Raw genomic sequence first — 25,387 nt, 5'->3', positions numbered from 1 at the left:
AATCATGGGTAGAGTTGTTGCTGCTGCGGTTTACAGCGCTGGAAAGAAAGTCTCCAATATTACCCTCGACGAAGGCGCGGCCTGGGCCGCCAAGCCCGGCCACTTTGTCTGGATCGGCCTTGAAGAACCAAATGCCCAAGAGCTGACGAACCTGCAACGCCAGTTCAACCTGCACGAACTTGCCATCGAAGACGCCCTGGAAAAACACAGTCGACCGAAGCTGGAAACCTTCGGTGATGCCCTGTTTATCGTCACGTATTCGCCGATTCGCAACGAAGGCAAACTGGAGTTCATCGAGACTCATATCTTTGCCGGCAATGGTTACATCATCACCGCCCGGAACGGTCACTCGGCGTCCTACGCCCTTGTCCGACAGCGTTGTGAGGCGCGTCCACTGTTGCTGGAGCACGGGGAAGATTTCGTACTCTATGCCATCCTCGACTTTGTGATTGAAAACTACCAGCCGGTAGGCGAAGCAATCCATGCCGAGATCGATGAGCTCGAGCGGAACGTGCTGTGCAGCGCGCTGAATGAACATGACATCCAGAAGCTTCATGGCCTGCGCCGAGACGTATTGCGCCTGCGTCGTTATGCGGCGCCGATGGTGGAGATCGGCGAGGAACTGCAGAAACTGAATTTTCCGTTTATCGACAAGAACATGCGCCCGTATTTTCGTGATGTGCAGATTCATGTGACACGGCAGATGGAAGACCTGACAACCCTGGCGGATATCGCCAGCCAGACGATTGAAGTCGGGGTGTTGCTGGAGGCCTCACGGCAAAGCGTGGTGCAGCGCAAGTTTGCGGCGTGGGCGGCGATTCTGGCATTCCCGACGGCGGTGGCCGGGATCTACGGGATGAACTTCCAGAACATGCCGGAGCTGACCTGGCATTACGGGTATTTCGCGGTGTTGGGGTTTATAGCGGTGGGGTGCGTGAGTTTGTGGGGGAGTTTCAAGAAGTCAGGGTGGCTTTGACAACCCATTGCTCCCGCTGGGCAGCGAAGGGGCCCCAAAGGATGGGGCTGCTACGCAGTCCAGCGGGAGCAAGCTCCCTCGCCACAAGTGTTGTGCCAGCCTGCTAAACCGACTGCGCCTCTGGCTTATGCGCCACAAACCGCATCATCCACTCCGCAACGGTGGTGCCGTGATGCTCATGCTCAAGGCTTGCCATGCCTTTCGAATAAATCTGCTCGCCCAGCACTTCCTGGCGAATATCCAGCAACGCCCGCGAGTAATCGTGAATGAACTCCGGATGCCCCTGGAAGCACAGCACTTGATCGTTGATGTGGTAAGCGGCAAACGGGCAGAAATCGCTGGAAGCGATGACCGTGGCGTTTTCCGGTAGCGACGTCACCTGGTCCTGGTGACTGATCAACAACGTCAGCTCTTCGCGCAGCGGGCTCATCCACGGCGCCTTGGCCGCCAGTTTGTAGCTGTGCGTGCCGACGCCCCAGCCCTGGGTCGCGCGCTCGCTCTTGCCGCCCAGCAGCAACGCCAGCAACTGATGGCCGAAGCACACCCCCAGCAGTTTGTCGCCGCGTTCGTAACGGGTCAGCAGGTAAGTGCGGAGGGTTTCGATCCACGGGTCGGTGCCGAAGGAATCGGCCTTGCTGCCGGTGACGAGATAGGCGTCAAAAACCTCATCATCGCTTGGGTATTCGCCCTGCATCACGTTATAGACGGTGAACTCGGCCGCGATAGGCTGCTGCGAAAACAGACGCTGGAACATCTGCCCGTAACCCTGATATTGATCGACCAGTTCCGGACGCAGGATGTCGGTTTCCAGAATGCAGATGCGTAACGACATAAAAAATACCTGACACGTGATGGGAATAATGCACACCCCAGAGCCTGCCTCGAAACAGGGTGACAAGGCAAGCCCCGGAGTGCGTCATCGGTCCCTTAAAACGCCTCCCCGCTGGCGGCTTTTTGCAGCAGCAACGCCGGTGGTGCGAACCGTTCGCCGTACTGTTCGGCGAGGTATTGCGCGCGGGCGACGAAGTCTTTCACACCGTACTGGTTGATGAACTGCAGCGCGCCACCAGTCCAGGCCGCAAAACCGATACCGAAGATCGACCCGACATTGGCGTCCGCCGTCGATGTCAGTACGCCCTCTTCCACGCAGCGCACGGTTTCGAGGGCCTGCACGAACAGCAGGCGATCGCGCACATCCTTTGGCGAAATCTGTCCGTCGACTTTCTCGAAGCGGGTTTTCAACTCCGGCCACAAATGCTTCTGGCCACCGGCCGGGTACTCGTAGAAACCACCGCCCGCGGCTTTGCCTGGACGCTTGTATTCGTTGAGCAGCAAGTCAATCACGGCAAACGCGGGATGCTCAATCAGCGGTTTCCCTTCTGCTTGCAGGTCTTTGGCGGTTTGCTGGCGGATATGGCTCATGAGACTGAGGGAAACTTCGTCGGAGATCGCCAGAGGCCCGATCGGCATGCCAGCCTTGCGGGCTTCGGTCTCGATCATCGCTGCGCTCACGCCTTCGCCAAGCATGGCAATGCCTTCGTTGGTGAAGGTGCCGAACACTCGAGAAGTGAAAAAGCCACGACTGTCGTTGACCACAATCGGCGTTTTCTTGATTTGCAGTACGAAATCGAACCCTCGGGCCAGGGTTTCGTCACTGGTGTGGGCGCCTTTGATGATTTCCACCAAGGGCATTTTTTCCACGGGGCTGAAGAAATGCAGGCCGATGAACTTGCTCTGGTCCGGTACGGCGGTGGCGAGACCGCTGATAGGCAAGGTCGACGTGTTGGAAGCAATCACTGCGTCAGGGCCAACGATAAGTTGCGCGGCGGAAGAGACTTTGGCTTTCAGTTCGCGATCTTCGAAAACGGCTTCAATGATCAGATCGCAGCCGGCCAGATCGGCATCCTTTTCGGTGGTTTTAATTCGCGCCAGCACTGCATCGCGCTGCTCGGCGCTCAACTGGCCGCGGGCAACTTTCTTGTCCAGCAATGCCGCCGAATGTGCCTTGCCCTTCTCCGCTGCCGCGAGGTTGATGTCCTTGAGCACCACGTCGATGCCCGCCGATGCGCTGACAAAAGCAATCCCGGCGCCCATCATCCCGGCGCCCAAAACGCCCACTCGACGTGTCACATAAGGTGTAAACCCGTGAGGCCGCGAGCCGCCCGCATTGATCTCGTTGAGCTGGAACCAGAAGGTGCCGATCAGGTTCTTCGAGACCTGGCCGGTGGTCAGCTCTGTGAAATAACGGGTTTCGATCAGGTGCGCGGTATCGAAATCCACCTGCGCGCCCTCAACCGCCGCGCAAAGAATTTTCTCCGGCGCGGGCAGGCAGCCCTGGGTTTTAGTGCGCAGGATCGACGGCGCTATCGCCAGCATCTGCGCGACTTTAGGATTCGATGGCGTACCGCCCGGTATCTGATAGCCCTTCACGTCCCAGCGCTGCACAGCCACTGGGTTGGCGATGATCCAGGCTCGAGCCTTGGCCAGCAGCTCTTCGCCATCCGATGCCAGTTCATCGATAAGACCCGCCTGCAAGGCTTGCTGTGGGCGGACCTTCTTGCCTTCAAGCAGATACGGCAAGGCTTTTTCCAGACCGAGCATGCGCACCATGCGCACCACCCCGCCGCCGCCCGGCAACAGGCCGAGGGTGACTTCCGGCAAACCGAGCTGCACCGATGAATTGTCCAGTGCCACGCGGTGATGGCATGCCAGGCAGATTTCCCAGCCACCGCCCAGCGCCGCGCCGTTGATCGCGGCGACGACAGGTTTACCCAGGGTTTCCAGGGTGCGTAACTGGCCCTTCAGCGTCAGCACCATGTCATAGAACGCTTTGGCTTCAGGCTTGCCGACCTTGATCAGTTCATTCAGGTCGCCACCGGCGAAAAACGTTTTCTTGGCCGAGGTGATGATGACGCCGGCGATGCTGTCTTTTTCAGCCACCAAACGGGCGACGCAGGCAGCCATGGCCTCACGGTAGACCGCGTTCATGGTGTTGGCGCTCTGGCCCGGCATGTCGATGGTCAGGACGACGATCTGGTCCTGCCCTTTTTCGTAACGGATTGCTTCGTTCATGGCTCTTGTTTTCCTGAAAATCGGGGGCTCAGAGGCGTTCGATGATGGTGGCAATGCCCATGCCGCCGCCGACACACAACGTCGCCAGGCCATAGCGCAGGCGGCGGGTTTCCAGCTCATCGAGCAGCGTGCCGAGGATTGCGCAACCGGTCGCGCCGAGGGGATGGCCCATGGCGATGGAGCCGCCGTTGACGTTGACCTTGTCCGGGTCGATGGTCATGTCCTTGATGAATTTCAGTACGACAGAGGCAAACGCCTCGTTGACCTCGAACAGGTCGATGTCTTCGACCCGCAGCCCGGCCTTGGCCAGCGCCTTGCGCGTGGCCGGCGCCGGGCCGGTGAGCATGATGGTCGGGTCGGTGCTGGTAACCGCCGTGGCGACGATCCGCGCCCGTGGCTGCAAGCCCAGCGCGCGCCCCTTGGCTTCGGAGCCGATCAACATCAGCGCCGCGCCATCGACGATCCCGGAACTGTTGCCCGGCGTGTGCACATGGTTGATTCGCTCGACGTGGCTGTAGACCCGCAACGCCGTGGCATCGAAGCCCATTTGCCCCATCATCTCGAAGCTCGGCTTGAGCTTGCCCAGGCCTTCAAGCGTGGAGTCGGCGCGGATGAATTCATCGTGATCGAGCAGGAGAATGCCGTTCTGGTCCCGTACCGGCACCAGCGATTTACTGAACGATCCATCGGCCCGCGCCCGCGCGGCTTTTTGCTGGGAATGCAGCGCGTAGGCATCGACGTCCTGACGGCTGAAGCCTTCAAGGGTGGCGATCAGGTCGGCGCCCACGCCTTGCGGTGTGAAATGGCTGTGCAGATTGGTTTCCGGGTCCAGCGCCCAGGCGCCGCCGTCGCTGCCCATCGGCACCCTGGACATCGACTCGACGCCACCGACCACCACCAGTTCTTCAAAGCCGGAACGCACTTTCATCGCCCCGAGATTCACCGCCTCGAGCCCCGACGCGCAGAAGCGGTTGATCTGCACACCTGCCACGCTGACGTCCCAATCGGCCACTTGTGTCACGGTTTTGGCGATGTCGGCGCCTTGATCGCCGACCGGCGTCACGCAGCCCAGCACCACGTCATCGACCTGGCTGGTGTCCAGCGACGTGCGCTGCTGCAGCGCCCTGAGCAACCCGGCCACCAGGTTCACCGGTTTGACGCTGTGCAAGGCACCATCGGCCTTGCCTTTGCCACGGGGCGTGCGTAACGCGTCGAAAATCAAAGCTTGGGTCATGACGTCCTCGAACCTGACGGTGAAAATACTGAGCCTTCACCTTATGCCGAGCCACCGCCGATTCAATGACCGCAATGCTCACAGACGTTGACGGACACGCTCAGACGGACGGTAGTGTGTTACCGGATAACCGTTTCAGGACACCGAGCTGTCTAGCAAAAGGGCGGCAAAGAAGCTGGCAATAGGCCTCATGCCTTTTTTAAAGCAATTTGTGCGCGCTCCATACGAAAGGGATCTAAACCACGAGTGACGCGGGCCCTAAGGTGAACATATGCGAAGTTGTCGTCGGGTTTTGCCGAGGCGCTCGCTCTACAGGAAGTGCAACGCGCTGCCGTCATGGAGATATGCAGGCAGGCATCAGGAAATAACAAAAAAGGCGGTCAAGCCATGTTCAAACATTCGAAAGTACGTCAAGCCGGGCTCATTCTTTTCGCCACTACGCTGTTGTTGATTTTGCCGAACCTGACCAAGGTGATCGGCTAGTCGGTTATTAAAATACGGCGCCAAGGTTTTTTATCGCCTCATCAAAAATGTGACTGGCTCGCTACCCGGGCCAACGTGGGTGTGCCAACCTTTGCGGCACTTCCACGACATGGACGGCGATCATTTGAAAACGCTCATTCTGCTCGGGGCCTTGCTGTTCGGCTCGCCCCTTTATGCCGCACAGCTGAACCTGGAGCTGGGCGCGAACAGTCGCACCTGGCAAACCGAGGAATTGCTCAAGCATCCTCAGGTGCAGACCCTCACGATTACCAACGACGTTTCCTATAAACGGGACATGAGCTATCGCGCCGTGCCCCTGGCGACGTTGTTGACCGGCATCACGCCTGACGATCACTTGCAAGCGGTGGCACTGGATGGTTTTGCCGCTGAACTGGCAGCCGCGCCGTTGCTCAATGCCAAGGGCGCGCGGGCCTGGCTGGCGATTGAAGACCCGGCCAAGCCGTGGCCGCCACTGTCCGAAGGCAAGCCAGGTGCGGGGCCGTTTTATCTGGTCTGGACCAACCCGCAGGCGGGCAACATCAGTCCCGAACAATGGCCCTTTCAAGTGGCGAGCATCAAGCGCATGGCGCCGGTGGCAGAGCGCTTCCCTGCCCTGTTGCCGGATCCGGCATTAAAGGCGGATCATCCGGTGAATCTGGGGTTTGCACTGTTTCAGAAGAACTGCCTGGCGTGTCATCGTCTCAATGGCGCCGGGGATGCGCAGTTCGGACCGGATCTTAATATTCCGTTTAACCCGACCGAATATTTTGGCGCGGACTTTTTGAAGCGGTATATCCGCGATCCGCAGAGCTTGCGGCAGTGGCCGCAGGCGAAGATGCCGGGGTTTTCGGCGCAGGTGTTGCCCGACAGCGATCTGGAGATGTTGGTGGGGTATTTGAAGCATATGGCTGGACGCAAGCACATCACAGCCAATAAGTAGCAGATAGACCTGTGGCGAGGGAGCTTGCTCCCGCTGGGCCGCGAAGCGGCCCTCAAACCAGGCGACGCGATCCGTCATGCAAACCGCATTGATCGAATTTACGACTGCTGCGCAGTCGAGCGGGAGCAAGCTCCCTCGCCACAAAAGCGCCTTCTCCCCGATAATTCGTGATTACTGTTGTTGGACCGAGATCACAGGCATCGGCGTCGGCGACACAAACACCTTCGCATGCATCTGCTCACACCCGCCGCCGCGACGCATCCCGCGCACCGGACAGGCATCCAGGTAATCAAGGCCCACCGCCAGCTTCAAATGGCGCTCCGGCCGCGCCAGTTCATTGGTCACGTCAAAGCTGTACCACGCGTCGTCCAGCCAGGCTTCCGCCCACGCGTGACTGGCCAGGTGCTCGCAGTTCTCGCTGTACAAATATCCCGATACATAACGCGACGGAATGCCCAGGCTGCGAGCACAGGCGAGGAACGCGTGGGTGTGGTCCTGACACACGCCAGAACGCCCGGCAAAGGCCTGGGCCGCGCTGGTATCCACTTCGGTGGAGCCTGGCGTGTAGGTCATGTGCTGGTTCAGCCCATGCATCAAGTCGATCAACGCTGTGCGATCCCGGCGTTGCTTGCATTCCTTTTCCGCGAAAGCGCGCAGGGCTTCGTCAGCTTCTGTCAGGCGTGTGAAACGTAAAAACGGCAGCGCCGACTGGCTCTCGTGCTCGGCCTCACGCAGTTCGTCGATGTCGACCTGGCCACGGGCGCCGATGATGATCGCTTCATGCGGCTCGTCCATGGTCAGCACGTGCAGAATGTTGCCGAACGGATCGAGTTGCGCACGCACCGGGCGCGGCAGGTCGAGTTGCCAGCTGAGCACGTGCTGGCGCTCGCTGTCGTGAGGGGTCAGTCGCAGGTACTGGATGCTCGCCCGCACCTGATCTTCATAGTGATAGGTGGTCTCGTGGCTAATGGAAAGTCTCATGCCGCCTCCAGGTAGGAACTGTGTATGGCGTTACCCAACTGGCGCACCAGCGGGATGAACTCGGTCAACCAGGCGTGCAGGCCTTCGTCGAGAATTTCGGTGATGCCGGTGTAGCGCAGGCGCGCGTCCATCTCGGCGGCCAGGCGTTGCGCGGGACGGCCGTTGGCGCCGGACAGCTGGGCGAGGATCTGGTCGATTTCTTCGGTGCAGGCCCGTAGCGAACGTGGCACATCAGCACGCAATAGCAGCAGTTCGGCCACATGCCGGGCACCGGGCGCATCGCGGTAGATTTCGGTATAGGCCTCGAACGACGACAACGCCCGCAACAAGGCACTCCACTGGTAATAAGCGTGGGCCGTGCCGTCGCTGACCGCTTCGGCCTGATCGCCAGCCATTTCGTAGCGAGCATCGAGCAGGCGCAAGGTGTTGTCGGCGCGCTCGATAAATGTGCCCAGTCGAATGAAACGGAACGCATCGTTACGCATGATGGTGCCGTAGGACGCGCCGCGAAACAGGTGCGAACGTTCCTTGATCCACTCACAGAAACGGCTCATTCCGTAGCGGCTCAAGCCTTGCTCGGCGATCCCGCGAATTTCCAGCCAGGTGGCGTTGATGTTTTCCCACATGTCGGCGGTGATTCGCCCCCGCACGGCATGGGCACTGGCCCGTGCCGAACCGAGGCAACTGTAAATGCTCGCCGGATTGGCCGCGTCCAGGGCGAAAAAGTGCAGCAGCCGTTCGGCATGCAACTCGCCGTGGCGTTCGAGGTAATCGTCCAGGGTGCCGGTAATCAGCAGCGGCATCGCGAGCTCATGCAGACCATCACCGCGACCATCCTGCGGCATCAGCGACAGCGAATAACTGATGTCGAGCATCCGTGCGAGGTTTTCCGCCCGCTCCAGGTAACGCGACATCCAATACAAATCCGAGGCAGTTCTACTTAACATGGCAGGCTTCCTTCAATCCTCGACCACCCAGGTGTCCTTGGTTCCGCCGCCCTGGGAGGAATTCACCACCAGGGAGCCTTCACGCAGGGCGACTCGGGTCAAACCGCCGGGCACGACCCGGGTTTCGCGGCCAGACAAAACAAACGGACGCAGGTCGATGTGGCGTGGCGCGATGCCGTTTTCGACAAAGGTCGGACAAGTCGACAGGGACAACGTCGGTTGCGCGATGTACGCGTGTGGCTTGGCCTTGATGCGGGCGCGGAACGACTCGATTTCCGCCGCTGTCGCCGCCGGCCCCACCAGCATTCCGTAACCGCCGGAGCCCTGGGTTTCCTTGACCACCAGATCCGGAAGATTGGCCAGCACGTGGGACAGTTCAGAAGGATTGCGGCATTGGAACGTCGGCACGTTCTTCAGGATCGGCTCTTCATCCAGATAGAAACGGATCATGTCCGTCACGAACGGATACACCGATTTGTCGTCCGCCACCCCGGTGCCGATGGCATTCGCCAGCACCACATTGCCCGAGCGGTAGGACGACAGCAGCCCCGGCACACCGAGCATCGAATCCGGGTTGAACGCCAGCGGATCGAGGAACGCATCGTCGAGGCGTCGGTAGATCACATCGACCGCTTTCGGCCCGTCCGTGGTGCGCATGAACACCTTGTCGTCACGCACGAACAGGTCCGCGCCTTCCACCAGTTCGACGCCCATTTCTCGCGCCAAAAATGCATGCTCGAAAAACGCACTGTTGAAGCGACCCGGCGTCAGGACCACCACGCTCGGGTTATCGATCGGGCTGGAGCTTTTCAGGGTGTCGAGCAGCAGGTTCGGGTAATGATCGATGGGGGCGATGCGCTGGGCCGAGAACAACTCTGGGAACAGCCGCATCATCATCTTGCGGTCTTCGAGCATGTAGCTCACGCCGCTCGGTGTACGAAGGTTGTCTTCGAGCACGTAGTACGTGCCGTCGCCATCGCGCACCAGATCGACACCGGAGATGTGCGAGTAGATATCCCGGTGCAAATCCAGGCCTTGCATCGCCAACTGGTATTGCTCGTTGGCCAGCACTTGCTCGGCCGGAATGATGCCGGCCTTGATGATGCGCTGTTCGTGATAGAGGTCGGCGAGGAACATGTTCAACGCCTTGACCCGCTGGATGCAGCCACGTTCGACAATCCGCCATTCGCTGGCGGGGATGCTGCGCGGAATGGTGTCGAAGGGAATCAGGCGCTCTGTGCCCTGCTCGTCCCCGTAGAGCGTGAAAGTAATCCCGGCGCGATGAAACAACAGATCGGCCTCGCGTCGCCGTTGGGCGAGAAGTTCGTCAGGCGTCTCGGCCAGCCAACGGGCAAACTCCCGATAATGCGGGCGGACCTGGCCGCCGGCATCGTACATCTCATCAAAATAGGTGCGGATCATGCCGTACTCCTTGTCACCCGGACATACAGACCTTCGCAAGGCCCGTGCCATCGGCATAAACGCTTTGATATCAATCGGTTGGATATTCGTCGCGCAGCGACCGCACCATTCCTGTGCGGTAATTGCCCCAACCTGATCGCCCCCGCTTCATTGCGAAGCAATGCTTTCGCCTATCACCAGCATAGTCAGAGTTGATTTCACTGCCCGGCAGTGGCTGTGGATAATTGGCGCATTCGCTGGTAATGCTCACCGAACTTCCCTTTTAGCCGCCTGTTCAGGCGGCTTTTTTTTGCTTTGTTGAAATGTCATGAATCAAAAATACGTCAAAAGATCGCAGCCTTCGGCAGCTCCTACGCATTCCTATGCAGGAGCTGCCGAAGGCTTGCGATCTTTTGATGTTCAGACGCACAAACGAAAACGGCCAACCCGAAGGTCAGCCGTTAGTGGATGTTGTCGCTGTTCATAGTGTTATGCGAGTAGCCCTCGTACCTCCTGCTTGACGCCCCATCCTTCGATGATGCCGCCCAAAGGCTCGACCACCGCCTCGAAATCCTGCTCAAAGTCACCGATGCCGTCATAGGTGGCGGACATCACTTTACTCAGTTCCAGGGCCCATGCGCCGTCATCGCGTACGCTGATCTGTGCATTCATGGATTCGCCGGAATAATGCCCTGCCGCCCTGCGTGCCCGCTCCTCGTCCGGGAAAATGGCGTAGAACTCAATGGGATGGAATCGTGAAAAGTCGAAACCGCCTTCTTTCATGCGGCGCAGCACCGAGCTGCTGATGTCTTCTTGATAGGCTGTGCTCATGAAACGTCCTCCTCAAACCGATGGATAGACTTTCCGTACTCCCGACGCCTGCAACCGAATGGTGCAAGCATTGCGGCAACCACGTTGCCGAAGGGAAACAAGCATGTAGCTGACAAGACCAGACCTTAGCGATCCAATCGCTGATCTCGATTGCAGAGTAGCCTCAAGTAAGCGCCGCTGCCAAGGCCTGGTGTTTCACGAGTGTGCCAGAGAGTGTTTCAGACGGGAGTAATGTCGAGGATTTGTATGCTGTTCTGGGACTTGAGATTCTTGACGCTCGCATCAGCAGTGCGCCCTTCCAGATCGTTCAGATCCAGTTCGGCAGCGACAGGAAGGAGACGGGCCTTGATGAGTTTGGCGGCATGCTCGTTGTCCGGGCATTTGTCGCACTCAAAGACTTCATCGACTGTTTCGCCGTGATCATCCACGAAAGTGATTTTCCACTTTTGCATCAGTGCCTCCTCGAACAAACCCGCAAATGGGCGTACATCTATCTGGACTTTTGGCCTGACTGATCGTTCAAACGGATTACGGCACACCCACATAAAAACACACTGACCCTGTGGGAGTTGGTCGGCTTCCACAGGGGATGTGAATAACGTTAGTCGTTGCTTGGCTTGTTCACGGCTTGCAGTACGTATTGCGGCAAGGCAAACGCGCCAATGTGGATCTCCGGATTATAGTAGCGGGTGATGATGCCGCTGCCGGCGAAGCGCTGTTGCAGGGTTTCGCGGGACAATTTGCGATAGGCGGTATTGGTCGCGCCCCAGGCAAATGTCATCGAGCCACCGATGTAGGTCGGCACGGCGGCCTGATAGAAGTGCCAGTCCGGGAAAAGGCTGCGCAGGCGGCCGGCGGTGGTTTTGACTTCTTCGATCTGCATGAACGGCGTGCCGTTCTGGGTCACCAGGATACCGCCCTCGTTCAGGCAGCGACGGCAGGCCTGGTAGAAGTTTTCCGAGAACAGCACTTCGCCCGGACCGATCGGGTCAGTGGAGTCAGAGATGATCACGTCAAACTTTTCGGTGGTGGTGGCGACGAAGCGCATACCGTCGTCGATCACCAGGTTCAGACGTGGATCATCGAACGCACCCTTGGAGTGGTTCGGCAGGAATTCCTTGCACATGTCGACCACGGTGCCGTCGATCTCGACCATGGTGATGTGCTCGACGCCACCGTGCTTGGCCACTTCACGCAGCATGCCGCCGTCGCCGCCACCGATAATCAGCACGCGTTTGGCGCTGCCGTGCGCCAGGATCGGCACGTGGGTGAGCATTTCGTGGTAGATGAATTCGTCGGCTTCGGTGGTCTGGATCACGCCGTCCAGCGCCATGACCCGGCCCATGCGCGGGTTTTCGAAAATCACCAGGTGCTGGTGTTCGGTGCGCACTTCGTGCAGCAGTTTTTCCATGCGAAAACGCTGGCCGTAGCCTTCGTAGAGGGTTTCCAGGTAATCGCTGGTTGGAGTGTTGCTCATGGGAAGTGCTCCGATGAATGCGGTGGCAACGGACGGTTACCCGCCCATGAAGGCCAATCGATCAGCTCGATTGCCCGGGAAAGGCGCGCATTCTACGTCGCGGAAGATGACAGGTCGAACGTCAGTTGACGGCTCGACGCCGAACCTGTGGGCGCTGGCCTGCCAGCGATAGTATCGCTGCGGTCTATCAGAGACTCCGCAGTGATGCCATCGCTGGCAGGCCAGCTCCCACAGGTTTGGCGGTGTTTAGGGGTCAGATTCGCACGTTGCCCCGCGGCCCGGCGATGGCCCAGATGATCAGGCCCAGGACCGGCAACAGCAGGATCAGCAGGACCCAGACGATTTTCATCCCGGTGTCGGCGCCACTTTTCAGCACGTTGATGATTGCCCAGATGTCCAGGGCAAGAATGATCAGGCCAACCAGGCCGTTGAACGTGGAACCCATGGTGTCGCTCCCTAAGAGTGATGTGCACTCTTAGGATAGCCGGCCGTTGTCAGGGTTCCGTTTTATTCAAACGTGGATCGCCACTTTCAGGGCTTCCAGGGAAGGTGCGGCCGCGATGCCGACCTCGGCGCACAACTCGAGCACACGCGGCACGTCGTTGCCGTAGACCAGCACCACTTGCAGTTCGTCGTCCAGCAACTGGCTGAAGTTCATCAGCGTGTAGCCGCCGTTTTCCTTGTTCATGCTGCCCATCTGTACCTGGATGCGATTGAGCGCGGTCAGCGCTTCGGTCTTGGCCAGTTGCTTGGGTTTGATGTTGAAATCCACGCCCGGGCCGAACGACGCGACGATCTGCGCGAACAAGTCCATATAGGTGTCAGCCTGGAACAGCACGGTTTCCGGCAGGCTGCCGACGACCACCCATTCGCCCAACGGAATCGGGAAGGTGTCGTCGTAGTTGATGTCCGGATTGGCCGTCAGAAAAGCCTCTGGATCGGCATAGGCCTGGGCCGCTTCGTCAGCGACCTTGAGGATTTCGTCTTCGCTCATGCACCCGGAGCTGATTTTGCTGATGAGTTCGACGAGTGCGGCTTTCATGGGGGCGGAATCCTGTAGCGAGGGAATTTTGAAGGCGCGAAGGATAGCGCATTACGCCCCGCAATTCCTGCGCGGGAACACGGTCGGGAATGTTGATGCACATCAAGATCCGCCGACTCGGGTAGCGGCACAATGCTGGCACCTTGCCAATGCTGTTTCCGCTATCAGAGAAGACCTCCATGGGTGCCTGGCTTAGCAACATCTCGCTGAAATATAAATTCTGGGCGGTCAACGCTGTCGCCTTCGTCACCACCCTGTTGTTGGTGCTGTACGCCGTACAACTCGAACAGCAGGCCCGCAGTCAGGCTGCTCAAGCGTCTGCTCAAGCGCAGGCGCGATTGCTCAACGCCTGGCCTGCCGGGCAGGCGCTGCCCAAGGCCGATAACCTGCTGACGTTCAGCCGCGGGCAGGCGCCGTTGCTGAACGAGCAACCCGTGCTGGAATTGGCGGATGCCAACGGCTGGGTCAAGATCAACTCGATGCCGCTGTTTGGCGACAACCCGCTGATGGGCGCGGAAGTGTTCACGCGCGCCGATGGTCAGCAGGTGGCAGTGATCGCTCATGGCGCGAGCCTGACCCAGGTGTTTGGCGAGCGTTTCGCCAATTACGCGGTGGCGGTGTTCATCCTGATGCTGGCGATGCTCGGAGCGTCGCAACTGTTGATCCGTTTTTTGCTCAGCCAGCTCAACACTTTGAAAGACGTGATGCTCCACGTTGAAAAAACCGGCGATCTGTCTGCCCGTGTGCCGCTGGCCTGCACCGACGAGGTCGGGCAGATGGCCGGCGCGTTCAACGCCATGCAGGCCGGTTATCAACGGGTGGTCACCACTGTCGCCAGCACCGCCCGGCAACTGGATGTCGGCGCGGCGCGCCTGGCATCGAGCATGAACGAGGTCCGTCACGGCATGCTCGGTCAGCAAAGCGAAACCGACCAGGCCGCCACGGCGATCAACGAAATGACCGCCACCGTCTATCACATCGCCCAGCACGCCGGCGCCACCCGCGACCTCTCGCAAACCGCCGACACCTTGGCCGGCAGCGGTCAGGAAGTGGTCAGTCGCGTGCAGAAGTCGATTGCCGGGTTGTCCACTGGCGTACAGCAAACGGCCGAGATGATTCAGCGTCTGGCCGAGGACAGTCAGAAGATCAACGGCGTGGTCAATGTGATCCACAGCATCGCCGAGCAAACCAACCTGCTGGCGCTGAACGCGGCGATTGAAGCGGCCCGGGCCGGGGAAATGGGACGTGGCTTTGCGGTGGTCGCCGATGAAGTGCGCAACCTCGCCAAACGTGTACAGGCCTCGACTGACGAAATCACCCTGATGGTCTCGGCGTTGCAGGCCGGAACCCGGGATGCGGTGGATTTCATGCAGGAAAGCTCGTTCAAGGCCGACGACTGCGTGCAACAGGCTCAAGAGGCCGGCGCCGCGTTGGTGGAAATCACCAGCGCCGTGGCGCAGATGCGTGAAAGCAACACGCAGATCGCGGTGGCGGCCGAACAGCAGAGCCAGGTGGCGGAAGAGATGAACCGGGCGGTGGTGAGTATTCGCGATGTGACCGAGAACACGGTGCAGCAGACGGTGGATTCGGCGACGACCAGTCATGAGTTGGCGGCGTTGGCCGGGGAGTTGAGCAAGGCCATAGGGCTGCTCAAGCTGTAAGGGCCCCATCGCCGGCTCAATCAACATCAATTCTGACCATGGCACCTATCACTGCGATAGCCATCCTTGATTCGCCGCCCGCCCATGCCACGCCTATTCTTCAATCATGTGTTCAACATGGATCGAGGATCAGCATCATGGGCAAACGTCACCCCAACCTTCCCGCCTGGCAATGGCGCGCGTACCCGGACAACCACCAGCACCCGGCCAATCTGGTGTTGCACCTGATTGCCGTGCCGCTGTTCATCGTGGCGTTTCTGCTGCTGGTGTGCGGGGTGTTCAGCCTGAGCTTTGCAAACTTCGCGATTGGCATCATCGGCCTGCTCGCTGCATTGGGCCTGCAACGCCACGGTCACAGCCTGGAGGCGCAGGCCTCCGAGCCGTTCAGTGATCGCAAAGATGCGGTGTCGCGCCTGCTGGTCGAGCAGTTCCTGACCTTTCCGCGCTTTTTCCTCAGCGGCGGTTGGTGGCGCGCCTGGCGTGAGCGCCACCGTCGTCACTGATCAGGCAAAAATCGTCACGGTCTGGCGACTCATGGCGATCAGCTGACCGTCCGCGCTCCACAGCTTCGCGGCCGCATGACCATAGCCGTCAGCGGCATGTTCGATTTCTACGAGGTATTTGCACCAGTCCAGGGTGCTGAGCTCGAGCAACGGCTGGACGAATTCGATGGTCCAGGTCAGCGTGCTGCCCATCGCGACTTTATTCAGGTGCGGCAACAACGCCGGCGGCCAGGCGTCCACCAACGCCAGGATATGCGCCTCAGTGACCGCCTCTTCCTTCACATCACCACGCAAGCGCACCCAGCCGCCCATCTCGCGGGATTTATTGCCCGTGAACGGCAGGCCGCCAACACTCCAGCGCATCGCCAGATGGCGCATGAATTCCGGAGTCATGCCTTTGACATACGGCAGCTCCTGGCAGTCGTCCCAGTGCTTCATGTCGGGAGCCGGCGTGGCGGCTACGGCCACTTCGGACGGCCGCGAGGCGCCAAAGCTGCCTTGGATCAACGTCACCACTTGTCCCTTCTGCATCGCCCGGCCCAGCACCTGGCTGACCGCCTTGCCTTCGCGCAGGACATCGACTTCAAAACTGACCGGCACTTCGGGTTCGACGGGCCCGACAAAGGTGATCGCCAGCGAGCGCACGGGACGATCCACCGGCACCCGTGCGCGCATGGCTTCGTATTGCAAAGCCGCGACCAGACCGCCGAAGCTGGCACGCCCCTGCGCCCATTCGGCCGGAATAGACAGCTCCAGCGGCTGGCTGCGGACGGCGTCGAGCAGATCGGAAAAGCGCATGAAAACCTCAAGGGCAGAAATGGAATGAAGCGATGTTAACCAGCCAGCGAGGATGGCACAGCGCTTATTCTGGCCAAAAGCACTGACAGATGAGCCGATGTACACACTCTTTGTCGGAGCGGCCGAAGGCTGCGATCCTTTGATTTTGGCGTGAATGACGACGCAAAAGATCAAAAGATCGCAGCCTTCGGCGGCTCCTGCTGGGCCGTGGTGGCTTCAGGATTTGAAACAGGCGGCGCTGAGTTTGTCGAGAACAATGTCGGCACGGCCTTCGGCCTTGGCCATGGTGGTTTTCCACACGGCCACACAAGGTTGCAGATCCGCTTCGTGTTCGGCCCGGGCCAGCCATTGCCAGCAATCGTGCCAATCCCCCAAGGCCGCCTGAGCCGACTTGAGCCTCGGCAAGGCCGATTTCGGCAAACGGTCCAGTTCAGGGTAGGCCTCGATGCCATACCGTACACGCTTGATCAACAAGCGCAGTCGATGGCGATCATGGGCAGGGTCGTGCAAAGCCTCATCGAGTTTTTTCCACTGCTTGCCCAGGCGCTTTTCGATGCGTTTGCGCAGTCCCTTGAGCAACCCCTGTCGCTGGGATGCCCGCAGAAAACGCGGGAAGGCGTCGAAAATCATCAGCAACTGCGCCAGCTCGGTGCTTGCCGCGACCGCCGGATAGGCCACGGCCATCTGCGCCATGCGACGTTGCGCTGCCTCGGGTTGATCGTGCTCGAGCAAATACGCCGCCAGTACTTCGCGATCGCGCAACGGCGTGGTCAGGTCACCGACCCGGGACGCCGCCACTTCCAGCTGCTCGACCCCAGGCAAGCCGCGCAACGGCCGCAGCAGACTGCGCAAACGGCGAACCGTAGTGCGCAGATCATGCAACGCTTCCGGATCGGTGCGGGCATTCAAACGTGCCTGACACGACAGCAGGCGGACTTCCAGGCCCAGAACATGGGCCACTAACCGATCAACCAAGGCAGACATCGTTTGCTCCCTGAATCGAATTACTGATGCCTACATCATGCCTCAACGCCCGGCGCGTGATTCACGAATATAAAAGCGCGCCTTCTCGGCTTTCTTGGTGCAGCCTTCGAACGCTTCGAATTGCTGCTGGGTCTTGGCGCCGGTCAGCAACGACAGGGCCTTGGAGTAACTGACGGTGCCGGCGAAACCTTCGGCCTTGGCCAGGTCCAGCTCACGCCACGCGGCATCGATCCCGCTACCGCAGCTGTCACGGTACGCAGTCTTGCCGGCACAACCGGCGAGCGCCAGCGCAATCAAAGGCACACAGATCCAGGCTTTCATCACTCACACCTCAAAGATAGGTAAACAGTCGTGCAGGTAAGACGGTCCGGCGCGTGAAAAGTGCCTTGGCCCGCTGCGGAAACTATAGCGCTCGCGAGAATAACCATCTGCCGCCATGGAGTGTCGAAAAAACGACGCGTTCACCCTGCTGAACGACCTTAGCGATTGAAGCACGCCCCTCGTTGGGTGCATTGTTGAACCTTGTCAGACGAGGGCGATTCATGAAAAAGCGTGTCGCATTGGTGCTGGGTTCCGGTGGAGCCCGGGGCTATGCCCATATCGGTGTCATTGAAGAGATCGAGCGGCGTGGATACGACATCGCCTGCATCGCCGGTTGTTCGATGGGCGCCGTGGTTGGCGGGATTTATGCCGCCGGCAAACTGGATGAATACCGCAACTGGATCGAGAGCCTGGATTACCTCGACGTGCTGCGCCTGGTGGATGTCAGTTTTCGACTGGGTGCGATTCGCGGGGAGAAGGTCTTCGGGCAGATCCGCAAGATCGTTGGCGAGATCAATATCGAAGACTTGCGCATCCCCTACACGGCGGTGGCCACCGACCTGACCAACCAGCAGGAAATCTGGTTCCAGGAAGGTTGCCTGCACCAGGCGATGCGCGCCTCGGCGGCCATTCCGAGCCTGTTCACGCCGGTAATGCAGGGCAATCGCATGCTGGTGGACGGCGGTATCCTCAACCCGTTGCCGATCGTGCCGGTGGTGTCGAGCCATTGCGACCTGATCATCGCGGTCAACCTCAACTCCACCAACCAGCGCCACTATCAACTGCCGGTGATCCAGCGCCCGGCCGCGTTCAAGACCCGGTTCGACAGCCTGATGAGCTCGGTCGGCTCGAAGTTGCCATTCCGTCGCAAACAAGCGGAAAAGTTGCTGCTGCTGGAAAAGGAGGCATTGATCGCAGAAGCGGCCGAGATCAACCCCTGGATCGAATCCGCCGAACCCGAAGCCCAGCAACCGGCGGCCGCTCCGGAACGCGATGGCGCGCCGAAGTCAGCCACCGGCTCGTTCATCATCGACAACGTGGGGCCGGCGTCCTTGCTGGATTTGATCAACCAGAGTTTCGAAGTGATGCAGACGTCGTTGGCGCAGTACAAGATTGCCGGTTATCCACCGGATATCCTGATCAACGTGCCGAAGCGGGTGTGCCGGTTTTTCGAGTTCTACAAGGCGCCGGAATTGATCGCGCTGGGGCGCGAGATTGCGCGGGATACGTTGGATAGATACGAGAGTGAGCGGGATTCCTGATATTTCTCGAGTGAATGTGAGGGCCCCATCGCGAGCAGGCTCGCTCCCACAATTGATCTTTGGTAGACACAAAATTTGTGGATCACCTAAATCCACTGTGGGAGCGAGCCTGCTCGCGATCGGGCCGGATCAAGCAACACAAAACCCTAAAGACCACCTTCACTCAAAAGCCGATACCCAACCCCCGCCTCTGTCACGATAAACCGCGGCTGCGTCGGGTCATCCGCCAGCTTCTGCCGCAAATGCCCGACTACAATCCGCAAGTAATGACTGTCCTCGGTATGGGTCGGCCCCCAGATGTCCTTGAGCAATTGCTGCTGGGTGATCACCCGCCCCGGGTGCCGCGCCAGTTGCGCCAGCACCGCGTATTCCTTGCGGGTCAACGCCACTTCGACGCCGTCGAGCAGCACCCGGCGATAGGCCAGGTCCACGGTCAACGGGCCGAACGCCAGCGCCGCTTGCTGCGCCTCACCCACCGGCGCCTGACGCAACAAGGCACGCACCCGCGCCAGAAACTCCTGAATACCGAACGGCTTGGTCACGTAGTCATTCGCACCGCCATCCAGCGCTTCCACCTTCTGCCCCTCGCTGGCACGCACCGACAGGACCAGCACCGGCACTGTCGACCATTCACGAAACTCGCGCAGCACTTGCTGGCCGTCCATGTCCGGTAGACCGAGGTCGAGCACGAGGAGGTCCGGTTTGTTTAATGCGGCCTGTGCCAGGCCTTCCGTGCCGGTGCCGGCCTCCAGCACTTTATAGCCTTGGGAAGCGAGGCTGATGCGCAGGAATTTACGGATCTGCGGTTCGTCGTCGATGACCAAAATGGTCGCGGTCTGGCTCATGGTTTCTGATCGTGGCATGGAGAAATCCAAAGGGTATCAGGCTTCACTGTCAGCCCTCACTGTCAACGTCGGGTTGTTCCTGCAAAGGCAAGTGAAGAGTGATGCACGTGCCACGCCCTTCGATACCGTCGCCGACGCTGATTCGCCCGCCATGGGCGCCCACCATGCCCTGACAGATCGCCAGTCCAAGCCCCGTGCCCTGCCCGCCTCGATCTCCACGCGCGGCGGTGTAGAACATGTCGAAAATCTTCGCCCGCTCCTCCTCCGGAATGCCCGGGCCTTCATCGCTGACCGAGAAGAACAGCTCGCTGTCATCGGCGCCGGCGAGTAATTGCAGACGGCCGTGAGGTGGCGAAAAACGCGCGGCGTTTTCCAGTACGTTGACCAGTGCCTGCTCGATCAGCGCGGCATGCACGTACAGCAGCGGCAATTCGGCCGGCACTTGGGTGCTGACCTGCAGCGGTGCCAGCACCGCACGCAGGCGATTGAGGGCGCTGCCGACAATGTCGGCCGGCGACACCCAATCCCGTGCCAGCTTCAATGCGCCGTGGCCCAGGCGGGTCATGTCCAGCAGGTTTTGAATGTAGCGATCGAGGCGCTCGGCTTCATCCCGGGTGCCTTCGAGCAGTTCGCGACGATCCTCCAGCGGGATCGCCTCGCCGAGCGCCAACAGGCTGTCGATGCTGCCGCGCATGGACGTCAACGGCGTGCGCAGATCGTGGGACACCGACGCCAGCAAGGCACTGCGCAGTTGCTCGGTTTCGCCGTGCAGCCGCGCCGCTTCCAGGTCTTCGGCCAATTGCGCGCGAGCCAGGGCCTGGGCCAGCGGCTGACTCAACGCGGTCAATAACCGTCGACGCTGACCGCTCAAGGTCTGCCCTTCTTTGGCACAGACGCCGAGCAATGCCAGCGGCCCGTCTTCCACCGACAGCGGCCACCACCACCAACGCCCGAACGGCAACGTGCCGGTGCCCGCGCCCGCCGGTTGATCGTGTTGCCAGGCCCAGTCGGCGGCCGCGCGCTCGGCTTCGGAAAACTCCAGCGGGCCGCCGGTTTCGACTTTCCAGCCGCTCTGGCCATCGCGATTGAGCAGGCACAATTGCAGATCGCTCCAGCCCTCGAGGTGCTGGGCAGCGGCATTGACCACGGCCTGACGGTCAGTGGCCGCCGTCAGTTTGCGTGACAGGTCGAGCAGTTCGGTGGTTTCCTCCTGGGTGTCGCGCAAGGCCTGCAATTGCCGCCGCTGGCGCGCCGCGAGGTTGCCGGTGAGCGCTGCCATCAACAGGAAGAACAGCAAGGTCAGCACGTCTTCTTCACGCTGGATGCTGAAGGAAAAATTCGGTGGAATGAACAGGAAGTCGTACGTCAGGAAGGACAGTGCAGCACAGGCCAGCGCCGGGCCGAGGCTGCTGCGCACCGCCACCAGCAACACGGCGGCAAGGAACACCAGCGAAATATTGGGCAGCGGCAAGACACTCGCCACTGCCCAGGCCAGGGCAGTGGCGAGCACGGTCGCGACCAGCGCCAGCGCATAGTCGAACCACACCAGCGACTGTACCGGGCGTTGTCGTGGCGGATCCTGTTCGTGATCGCTGTCGATGACGTTGATTTCGAGCCCCCGTGCATGGCGCAATAAACGCGCCGCCAGGCCGCCACCGAACAGCCTACGGCGCAATCGCTGCCGGGACTGGCCGACCAGGACCAGGCTGGCACGTCGTTCAGTGGCGTGCTGAATCAGGGTTTTCGCCACCTCACCGGCCCGCAGCAACACCACTTCACCGCCGAGGCGTTCGGCCAGTTGCTGGGCACTTTGCAGACGCAGGCGTGATTGCTCATCACGCACGCTGCCGTTGTCCACATGCACCAGGCTCCACGGCAGATGCCGACGCTGGGCGACACGGCTGGCGTGACGCACCAGACGCTCGGCCTGGGCATCGCCATCGACACCGACCAGCAAACGACCGCGCACCGTCGGTGCTGCCTGGCCAAGCTGACGATACCCCTGGGCCAGGTCGTTATCGACCTGAGCCGCAGCGGTTTGCATCGCCAGCTCACGCAGGGCAGTGAGGTTGGTCTGGGAAAAGTACGCATCGATGGCCGCCCGCGCCTGCTCCGGCACATAGACCTTGCCGTCACGCAGACGCTCAAGCAGCTCCCGTGGCGGCAAGTCGATCAACAGCAATTCGTAGGCTTCTTGCAGCACCCAGTCCGGCAGGGTTTCGCGGACTTGCACGCCGGTGATCCCGCGCACCTGATCATTGAGGCTCTCCAGGTGCTGAACGTTGACCGTGGTGTACACGTCAATGCCGGCGGCGAGCAGTTCCTGAATATCTTGCCAGCGTTTGGCGTGACGACTGCCCGGTGCATTGGTGTGGGCCAGCTCGTCCACCAGCACCAGTTTCGGCTTGGCGGCAAGCAAGCCGTCGAGGTCCATTTCTTCGAGGGTCACGCCCCGGTATTCCGAGCGCACCAAGGGTTGCTGCGGCAAGCCGCCCAGCAGCGCCTCGGTCTCGGCGCGGCCATGGGTTTCGACGACGCCGGCAATAAGCTTCACGCCTTGGCGAAGTTGGGTATGGGCGGCTTGCAGCATGGCGTAGGTCTTGCCGACACCAGGCGCGGCACCGAGGAAAACCTTGAGCCGGCCACGACCGTCACGGGGCAGGTCTGCTAACAGCGCGTCGGCGCGGCCAGAGTCACTCATGCTTTGATATCTCTTTTTTTCAGAGGTTGATGAGGTGATTGTTCTGCCGTCATCGCCAGCAGGCTGGCTCCCACAAGAATTCAGCACTCCCTGTGGGAGCTAGCCTGCTGGCGATTGGCGCCACCACCGATCTACAGTTTTTCCAACGCCATGTTCAATGCCAGCACATTCACTACCGGCGGCCCCACCAGCGGCTGCTCGATGTGCGCATCCAACAGGTTCTGGAGCGTCGCCACCGGCAGGTTCCGCGCCGCCGCAACTCGCGCCAGTTGATAGGCAATTGCGGCCGGAGGCAAGTGTGGATCGAGGCCACTGCCAGAAGTGGTCACCAGCGCCAACGGCACCGGCCCCTGCCCTGGCACTCGCTGTTTGTTGGCATCGTCGATCACCCGAGTGGCCAAGGCCGGGTTACTTGGCGAGAGGTTACTGGCGCTGCTCGATACCGTGGCGAAAGCACCGGCGGATGGACGTGGATGGAACCAGGCATCACCGGTGAAATCCTGGGCAATCAGCGAGGAGCCGCGGACCTTGCCATCGGCGTCGTGTACGAGGCTGCCGTTGGCTTGATCCGGGAACGCGACCTGGGCGACACCGGTGACCACCAAGGGGTAAGCGACGCCGGTGATCAGGGTCATCAAGACCAGCAGGCTCAGGGCCGGACGTATCATTGTGGACATTTCAAAATCCTCGAATTCATTAAAAACATGCACATCACCCTGTGGCGAGGGAGCTTGCTCCCGCTGGACTGCGAAGCAGCCCCACCTGGACACAGTGTTTATTCAGGTACACCGCATCGGCTGGTTTTACGACTGCTGCGCAGTCGAGCGGGAGCAAGCTCCCTCGCCACAAAGGCCAACACTAACCATCAAACCAGATGCAACGCCGTCAACAGCATGTCGATCGCCTTGATGCCCACGAACGGCACCAGAATCCCGCCCAGTCCATAGATCAGCAGATTGCGACGCAGCAACGCCGCCGCACTCGCCGCCTGCACCCGCACACCGCGCAGCGCCAGTGGAATCAACACCACGATGATCAAGGCGTTGAACACAATGGCCGACAGAATCGCGCTCTGCGGACTGCTCAGATGCATGACGTTCAGCACGCCCAATTGCGGGTAGATCGAGGCGAACAGCGCCGGCAGGATCGCAAAGTATTTGGCCACGTCGTTGGCGATGGAAAAGGTCGTCAGCGCACCACGGGTCACCAACAATTCCTTGCCGATCTGCACCACATCCAGCAACTTGGTCGGATCGCTGTCGAGGTCAACCATGTTCGCCGCCTCGCGTGCGGCTTGCGTACCATCGTTCATCGCCATGCCGACGTCTGCCTGGGCCAGGGCCGGGGCGTCGTTGGCACCGTCGCCGCACATCGCGACCAGGCGCCCGTCGTTCTGCTCGTGACGAATACGCGCCAGTTTTTTCTCCGGCGTGGCTTCGGCCAGTACGTCGTCGACGCCCGCTTCAGCCGCAATGGCTGCTGCGGTCAGCGGGTTGTCGCCGGTCACCATGACGGTGCGAATCCCCAATTTGCGCAGCTCGGCAAAACGTTCGCGGATGCCGGGCTTGACCACGTCCTTGAGGTGAATCGCACCGAGCAACTTACCGTCGACGCAGACCAGCAACGGCGTACCGCCGCTCTGGGCAATCTTGTCGATTTCACGGGACAGGGCCGGGGCGAGATCAGCGCGTTTCAGGCCGACGAACGCCAGCAACGAATCCACTGCGCCTTTGCGATACACGCGGCCCTGATAGTCAACGCCGGACAGGCGCGTTTCAGCACTGAACGGTACGGCGGTCAACAGCTCGGTGCTCGGCTCAGGCTGCGGATGCAGGCCCCGCAAGTACTCGACGATGGATTTACCTTCCGCCGTGTCATCGGCCAGCGAGGCGAACAGCGCGCCCTCGGCCAGTTCCCTGGCGTTCACACCTGGCGCGGCATACACCGCGGTGCAACGACGGTTACCGAAGGTGATGGTGCCGGTCTTGTCCAGCAGCAGGACATGCACGTCCCCCGCCGCTTCCACGGCGCGGCCGGATTTGGCGATCACGTTCAGGCGCACCAGACGGTCCATACCGGCGATACCGATGGCCGAGAGCAAACCGCCGATGGTGGTCGGAATCAGCGTGACCAATAACGCCACCAGGAACACCAGCGGCAGGCTGCCGTTGGCGAAGTGGGCGAACGGTTGCAGGGTGACGACCACGAGCAGGAAGATCAGGGTCAGGCCGATCAACAGGATGTCGAGCGCCACTTCGTTCGGGGTTTTCTGGCGTTTGGCGCCTTCGACCAGCGCGATCATGCGGTCCAGTGTCGACTCGCCAGGGTTGGCGGTGATGCGCACCAGCAGCCAGTCAGACACCAGGCGAGTGTTGCCGGTGACGGCGGAACGGTCGCCGCCGGATTCACGGATCACCGGCGCGGATTCACCAGTGATCGCCGCTTCGTTGACCGCCGCGATGCCTTCGATGACTTCGCCGTCACCGGGGATCATTTCCCCGGCTTCGACGCGCACCACATCACCCTTGCGCAGGCTGGTGGCCGGCACTACCTGAAAGGCGCCGTTGCTGGTTTTGCGGCGTGCGCTCAAGCCTTCGCTGCCAGCCTTGAGGCTGTCGGCGCGGGCCTTGCCGCGACCTTCGGCCAGGGCTTCGGCAAAGTTGGCGAAGAGCACGGTGAACCACAGCCACAGCGCGATTTGCGCGGCGACGAAAGTGGGCACGGCGCTGTCGGGAATAAAGCACAAAACGGTGGTCAGCACGGCGGTCAGTTCGACCACCAGCATCACCGGCGCACGCTGCAATTGCCGTGGGTCGAGCTTGACAAAGGCTTGCACCAGCGCCGGGCGCCAGAGGGCCGAGATCGCGGTTTTCGGTTGTTCCGGCGCCTTCACGGCAGCGGGTTTGGTTGCGGGCATATTCATCATTG

23 protein-coding genes are annotated in these 25,387 nt (G+C 60.6%); 5 read left to right on the top strand and 18 right to left on the bottom strand.

Annotation, left to right across the window (positions count from 1 at the left end; all coding sequences use genetic code 11):
* The first annotated feature begins 4 nt into the window (after positions 1-4).
* Entirely contained in the window at positions 5-976 is a 972-nt protein-coding gene (locus B723_RS14730; protein ID WP_017337356.1) for a magnesium and cobalt transport protein CorA, read from the top strand.
* 103 nt (positions 977-1,079) lie between these two features.
* On the opposite strand, the gene B723_RS14725 is transcribed toward B723_RS14730, so the two are convergent.
* The 3 genes from B723_RS14725 to B723_RS14715 form a co-directional block, all read right to left on the bottom strand.
* On the bottom strand, positions 1,080-1,808 hold the full coding sequence (locus B723_RS14725; protein ID WP_017337355.1) for an amidotransferase: 729 nt from the start codon (positions 1,806-1,808) through the stop codon (positions 1,080-1,082).
* 95 nt (positions 1,809-1,903) lie between these two features.
* Positions 1,904-4,048: a 3-hydroxyacyl-CoA dehydrogenase NAD-binding domain-containing protein gene (locus B723_RS14720; protein ID WP_017337354.1), complete on the bottom strand. Its 2,145-nt coding sequence runs from the start codon at positions 4,046-4,048 to the stop codon at positions 1,904-1,906.
* Between the two features lie 28 nt (positions 4,049-4,076).
* Positions 4,077-5,282 carry an acetyl-CoA C-acetyltransferase gene (locus B723_RS14715; protein WP_017337353.1) on the bottom strand — a complete coding sequence of 402 codons (1,206 nt, stop codon included), beginning with the start codon at positions 5,280-5,282 and terminating at the stop codon, positions 4,077-4,079.
* A gap of 592 nt (positions 5,283-5,874) precedes the next feature.
* Here B723_RS14715 and B723_RS14710 point away from each other — a divergent pair.
* Positions 5,875-6,705 carry a c-type cytochrome gene (locus B723_RS14710; protein WP_017337352.1) on the top strand — a complete coding sequence of 277 codons (831 nt, stop codon included), beginning with the start codon at positions 5,875-5,877 and terminating at the stop codon, positions 6,703-6,705.
* 171 nt (positions 6,706-6,876) lie between these two features.
* On the opposite strand, the gene B723_RS14705 is transcribed toward B723_RS14710, so the two are convergent.
* The 8 genes from B723_RS14705 to B723_RS14670 all read right to left on the bottom strand — a co-directional run bounded on the left by B723_RS14705 (position 6,877) and on the right by B723_RS14670 (position 13,384).
* On the bottom strand, positions 6,877-7,686 hold the full coding sequence (locus B723_RS14705; RefSeq protein WP_017337351.1) for a transglutaminase family protein: 810 nt from the start codon (positions 7,684-7,686) through the stop codon (positions 6,877-6,879).
* Entirely contained in the window at positions 7,683-8,633 is a 951-nt protein-coding gene (locus tag B723_RS14700; protein WP_017337350.1) for an alpha-E domain-containing protein, read from the bottom strand. The genes B723_RS14705 and B723_RS14700 overlap by 4 nt, the downstream gene beginning before the upstream one ends.
* A 12-nt stretch (positions 8,634-8,645) precedes the next feature.
* The gene (locus tag B723_RS14695) at positions 8,646-10,055 is read right to left on the bottom strand and encodes a circularly permuted type 2 ATP-grasp protein (protein ID WP_017337349.1); all 1,410 of its coding nucleotides are present in this window, start codon (positions 10,053-10,055) and stop codon (positions 8,646-8,648) included.
* Positions 10,056-10,523: 468 nt separating this feature from the next.
* Positions 10,524-10,865 carry a ribonuclease E inhibitor RraB gene (locus B723_RS14690; RefSeq protein WP_017337348.1) on the bottom strand — a complete coding sequence of 114 codons (342 nt, stop codon included), beginning with the start codon at positions 10,863-10,865 and terminating at the stop codon, positions 10,524-10,526.
* A gap of 218 nt (positions 10,866-11,083) precedes the next feature.
* Positions 11,084-11,317, bottom strand: coding sequence for a hypothetical protein (locus B723_RS14685; RefSeq protein ID WP_017337347.1), 234 nt, complete (start codon positions 11,315-11,317; stop codon positions 11,084-11,086).
* Positions 11,318-11,466: 149 nt separating this feature from the next.
* A complete protein-coding gene (speE, locus tag B723_RS14680; RefSeq protein WP_017337346.1) occupies positions 11,467-12,342 on the bottom strand; it encodes a polyamine aminopropyltransferase in 876 nt (291 codons plus the stop codon).
* Positions 12,343-12,595: 253 nt separating this feature from the next.
* Positions 12,596-12,787, bottom strand: coding sequence for a PLDc N-terminal domain-containing protein (locus B723_RS14675; RefSeq protein WP_017337345.1), 192 nt, complete (start codon positions 12,785-12,787; stop codon positions 12,596-12,598).
* A 66-nt stretch (positions 12,788-12,853) separates the two neighbouring features.
* Entirely contained in the window at positions 12,854-13,384 is a 531-nt protein-coding gene (locus B723_RS14670) for a hypothetical protein (RefSeq protein WP_008042186.1), read from the bottom strand.
* 179 nt (positions 13,385-13,563) lie between these two features.
* Here B723_RS14670 and B723_RS14665 point away from each other — a divergent pair, with 179 nt between their 5' ends.
* Together B723_RS14665 and B723_RS14660 are read left to right on the top strand one after the other, a co-directional pair.
* Positions 13,564-15,045 carry a methyl-accepting chemotaxis protein gene (locus B723_RS14665; RefSeq protein WP_017337344.1) on the top strand — a complete coding sequence of 494 codons (1,482 nt, stop codon included), beginning with the start codon at positions 13,564-13,566 and terminating at the stop codon, positions 15,043-15,045.
* Between the two features lie 137 nt (positions 15,046-15,182).
* Complete coding sequence (locus tag B723_RS14660; RefSeq protein WP_017337343.1) at positions 15,183-15,548, top strand: Mpo1-like protein; 366 nt, start codon at positions 15,183-15,185, stop codon at positions 15,546-15,548.
* Here the strand turns inward: B723_RS14660 and B723_RS14655 are convergent, their stop codons facing one another.
* From B723_RS14655 to B723_RS14645, 3 genes are all read right to left on the bottom strand, one after another.
* Positions 15,549-16,346: an acyl-CoA thioesterase gene (locus tag B723_RS14655; RefSeq protein WP_017337342.1), complete on the bottom strand. Its 798-nt coding sequence runs from the start codon at positions 16,344-16,346 to the stop codon at positions 15,549-15,551. It lies immediately after the preceding gene.
* 216 nt (positions 16,347-16,562) lie between these two features.
* Entirely contained in the window at positions 16,563-17,330 is a 768-nt protein-coding gene (locus B723_RS14650; RefSeq protein ID WP_017337341.1) for a CHAD domain-containing protein, read from the bottom strand.
* A 42-nt stretch (positions 17,331-17,372) separates the two neighbouring features.
* Entirely contained in the window at positions 17,373-17,651 is a 279-nt protein-coding gene (locus tag B723_RS14645; RefSeq protein ID WP_017337340.1) for a hypothetical protein, read from the bottom strand.
* 221 nt (positions 17,652-17,872) lie between these two features.
* Between B723_RS14645 and B723_RS14640 the strand changes: the two genes are divergently transcribed.
* Positions 17,873-18,913: a patatin-like phospholipase family protein gene (locus B723_RS14640; RefSeq protein ID WP_017337339.1), complete on the top strand. Its 1,041-nt coding sequence runs from the start codon at positions 17,873-17,875 to the stop codon at positions 18,911-18,913.
* Positions 18,914-19,059: 146 nt separating this feature from the next.
* Here B723_RS14640 and B723_RS14635 read toward each other — a convergent pair whose 3' ends face one another.
* The 4 genes from B723_RS14635 to kdpB all read right to left on the bottom strand — a co-directional run bounded on the left by B723_RS14635 (position 19,060) and on the right by kdpB (position 25,382).
* Positions 19,060-19,758 (bottom strand): response regulator, encoded by a 699-nt coding sequence (locus B723_RS14635; protein ID WP_017337338.1) that lies wholly within the window; start codon positions 19,756-19,758, stop codon positions 19,060-19,062.
* A 49-nt stretch (positions 19,759-19,807) separates the two neighbouring features.
* Positions 19,808-22,459 carry a sensor histidine kinase gene (locus B723_RS14630; protein WP_017337337.1) on the bottom strand — a complete coding sequence of 884 codons (2,652 nt, stop codon included), beginning with the start codon at positions 22,457-22,459 and terminating at the stop codon, positions 19,808-19,810.
* A gap of 131 nt (positions 22,460-22,590) precedes the next feature.
* Positions 22,591-23,136: a potassium-transporting ATPase subunit KdpC gene (kdpC, locus tag B723_RS14625; protein WP_017337336.1), complete on the bottom strand. Its 546-nt coding sequence runs from the start codon at positions 23,134-23,136 to the stop codon at positions 22,591-22,593.
* A 188-nt stretch (positions 23,137-23,324) separates the two neighbouring features.
* Positions 23,325-25,382: a potassium-transporting ATPase subunit KdpB gene (kdpB, locus tag B723_RS14620; RefSeq protein ID WP_017337335.1), complete on the bottom strand. Its 2,058-nt coding sequence runs from the start codon at positions 25,380-25,382 to the stop codon at positions 23,325-23,327.
* Positions 25,383-25,387 lie beyond the last annotated feature (5 nt).

The organism is Pseudomonas fluorescens NCIMB 11764 (assembly GCF_000293885.2).
In the GTDB taxonomy this organism is placed as follows: Bacteria; Pseudomonadota; Gammaproteobacteria; order Pseudomonadales; family Pseudomonadaceae; genus Aquipseudomonas; species Aquipseudomonas fluorescens_B.
This window is presented reverse-complemented; position numbering and strand designations above follow the sequence as displayed.

Excerpts from the sequence above, each read along its gene's own strand:
- B723_RS14665 (WP_017337344.1), top strand. The coding sequence starts at position 13,564 with ATGGGTGCCTGGCTTAGCAACATCTCGCTGAAATATAAATTCTGGGCG.
- kdpB (WP_017337335.1), bottom strand. The coding sequence starts at position 25,382 with ATGAATATGCCCGCAACCAAACCCGCTGCCGTGAAGGCGCCGGAACAA.
- B723_RS14660 (WP_017337343.1), top strand. The coding sequence starts at position 15,183 with ATGGGCAAACGTCACCCCAACCTTCCCGCCTGGCAATGGCGCGCGTAC.
- B723_RS14675 (WP_017337345.1), bottom strand. The coding sequence starts at position 12,787 with ATGGGTTCCACGTTCAACGGCCTGGTTGGCCTGATCATTCTTGCCCTG.
- kdpC (WP_017337336.1), bottom strand. The coding sequence starts at position 23,136 with ATGTCCACAATGATACGTCCGGCCCTGAGCCTGCTGGTCTTGATGACC.
- B723_RS14720 (WP_017337354.1), bottom strand. The coding sequence starts at position 4,048 with ATGAACGAAGCAATCCGTTACGAAAAAGGGCAGGACCAGATCGTCGTC.
- B723_RS14670 (WP_008042186.1), bottom strand. The coding sequence starts at position 13,384 with ATGAAAGCCGCACTCGTCGAACTCATCAGCAAAATCAGCTCCGGGTGC.
- speE (WP_017337346.1), bottom strand. The coding sequence starts at position 12,342 with ATGAGCAACACTCCAACCAGCGATTACCTGGAAACCCTCTACGAAGGC.
- B723_RS14685 (WP_017337347.1), bottom strand. The coding sequence starts at position 11,317 with ATGCAAAAGTGGAAAATCACTTTCGTGGATGATCACGGCGAAACAGTC.
- B723_RS14645 (WP_017337340.1), bottom strand. The coding sequence starts at position 17,651 with ATGAAAGCCTGGATCTGTGTGCCTTTGATTGCGCTGGCGCTCGCCGGT.
- B723_RS14695 (WP_017337349.1), bottom strand. The coding sequence starts at position 10,055 with ATGATCCGCACCTATTTTGATGAGATGTACGATGCCGGCGGCCAGGTC.
- B723_RS14655 (WP_017337342.1), bottom strand. The coding sequence starts at position 16,346 with ATGCGCTTTTCCGATCTGCTCGACGCCGTCCGCAGCCAGCCGCTGGAG.
- B723_RS14635 (WP_017337338.1), bottom strand. The coding sequence starts at position 19,758 with ATGAGCCAGACCGCGACCATTTTGGTCATCGACGACGAACCGCAGATC.
- B723_RS14725 (WP_017337355.1), bottom strand. The coding sequence starts at position 1,808 with ATGTCGTTACGCATCTGCATTCTGGAAACCGACATCCTGCGTCCGGAA.
- B723_RS14640 (WP_017337339.1), top strand. The coding sequence starts at position 17,873 with ATGAAAAAGCGTGTCGCATTGGTGCTGGGTTCCGGTGGAGCCCGGGGC.
- B723_RS14690 (WP_017337348.1), bottom strand. The coding sequence starts at position 10,865 with ATGAGCACAGCCTATCAAGAAGACATCAGCAGCTCGGTGCTGCGCCGC.
- B723_RS14630 (WP_017337337.1), bottom strand. The coding sequence starts at position 22,459 with ATGAGTGACTCTGGCCGCGCCGACGCGCTGTTAGCAGACCTGCCCCGT.
- B723_RS14700 (WP_017337350.1), bottom strand. The coding sequence starts at position 8,633 with ATGTTAAGTAGAACTGCCTCGGATTTGTATTGGATGTCGCGTTACCTG.
- B723_RS14710 (WP_017337352.1), top strand. The coding sequence starts at position 5,875 with ATGGACGGCGATCATTTGAAAACGCTCATTCTGCTCGGGGCCTTGCTG.
- B723_RS14705 (WP_017337351.1), bottom strand. The coding sequence starts at position 7,686 with ATGAGACTTTCCATTAGCCACGAGACCACCTATCACTATGAAGATCAG.
- B723_RS14715 (WP_017337353.1), bottom strand. The coding sequence starts at position 5,282 with ATGACCCAAGCTTTGATTTTCGACGCGTTACGCACGCCCCGTGGCAAA.
- B723_RS14650 (WP_017337341.1), bottom strand. The coding sequence starts at position 17,330 with ATGTCTGCCTTGGTTGATCGGTTAGTGGCCCATGTTCTGGGCCTGGAA.
- B723_RS14730 (WP_017337356.1), top strand. The coding sequence starts at position 5 with ATGGGTAGAGTTGTTGCTGCTGCGGTTTACAGCGCTGGAAAGAAAGTC.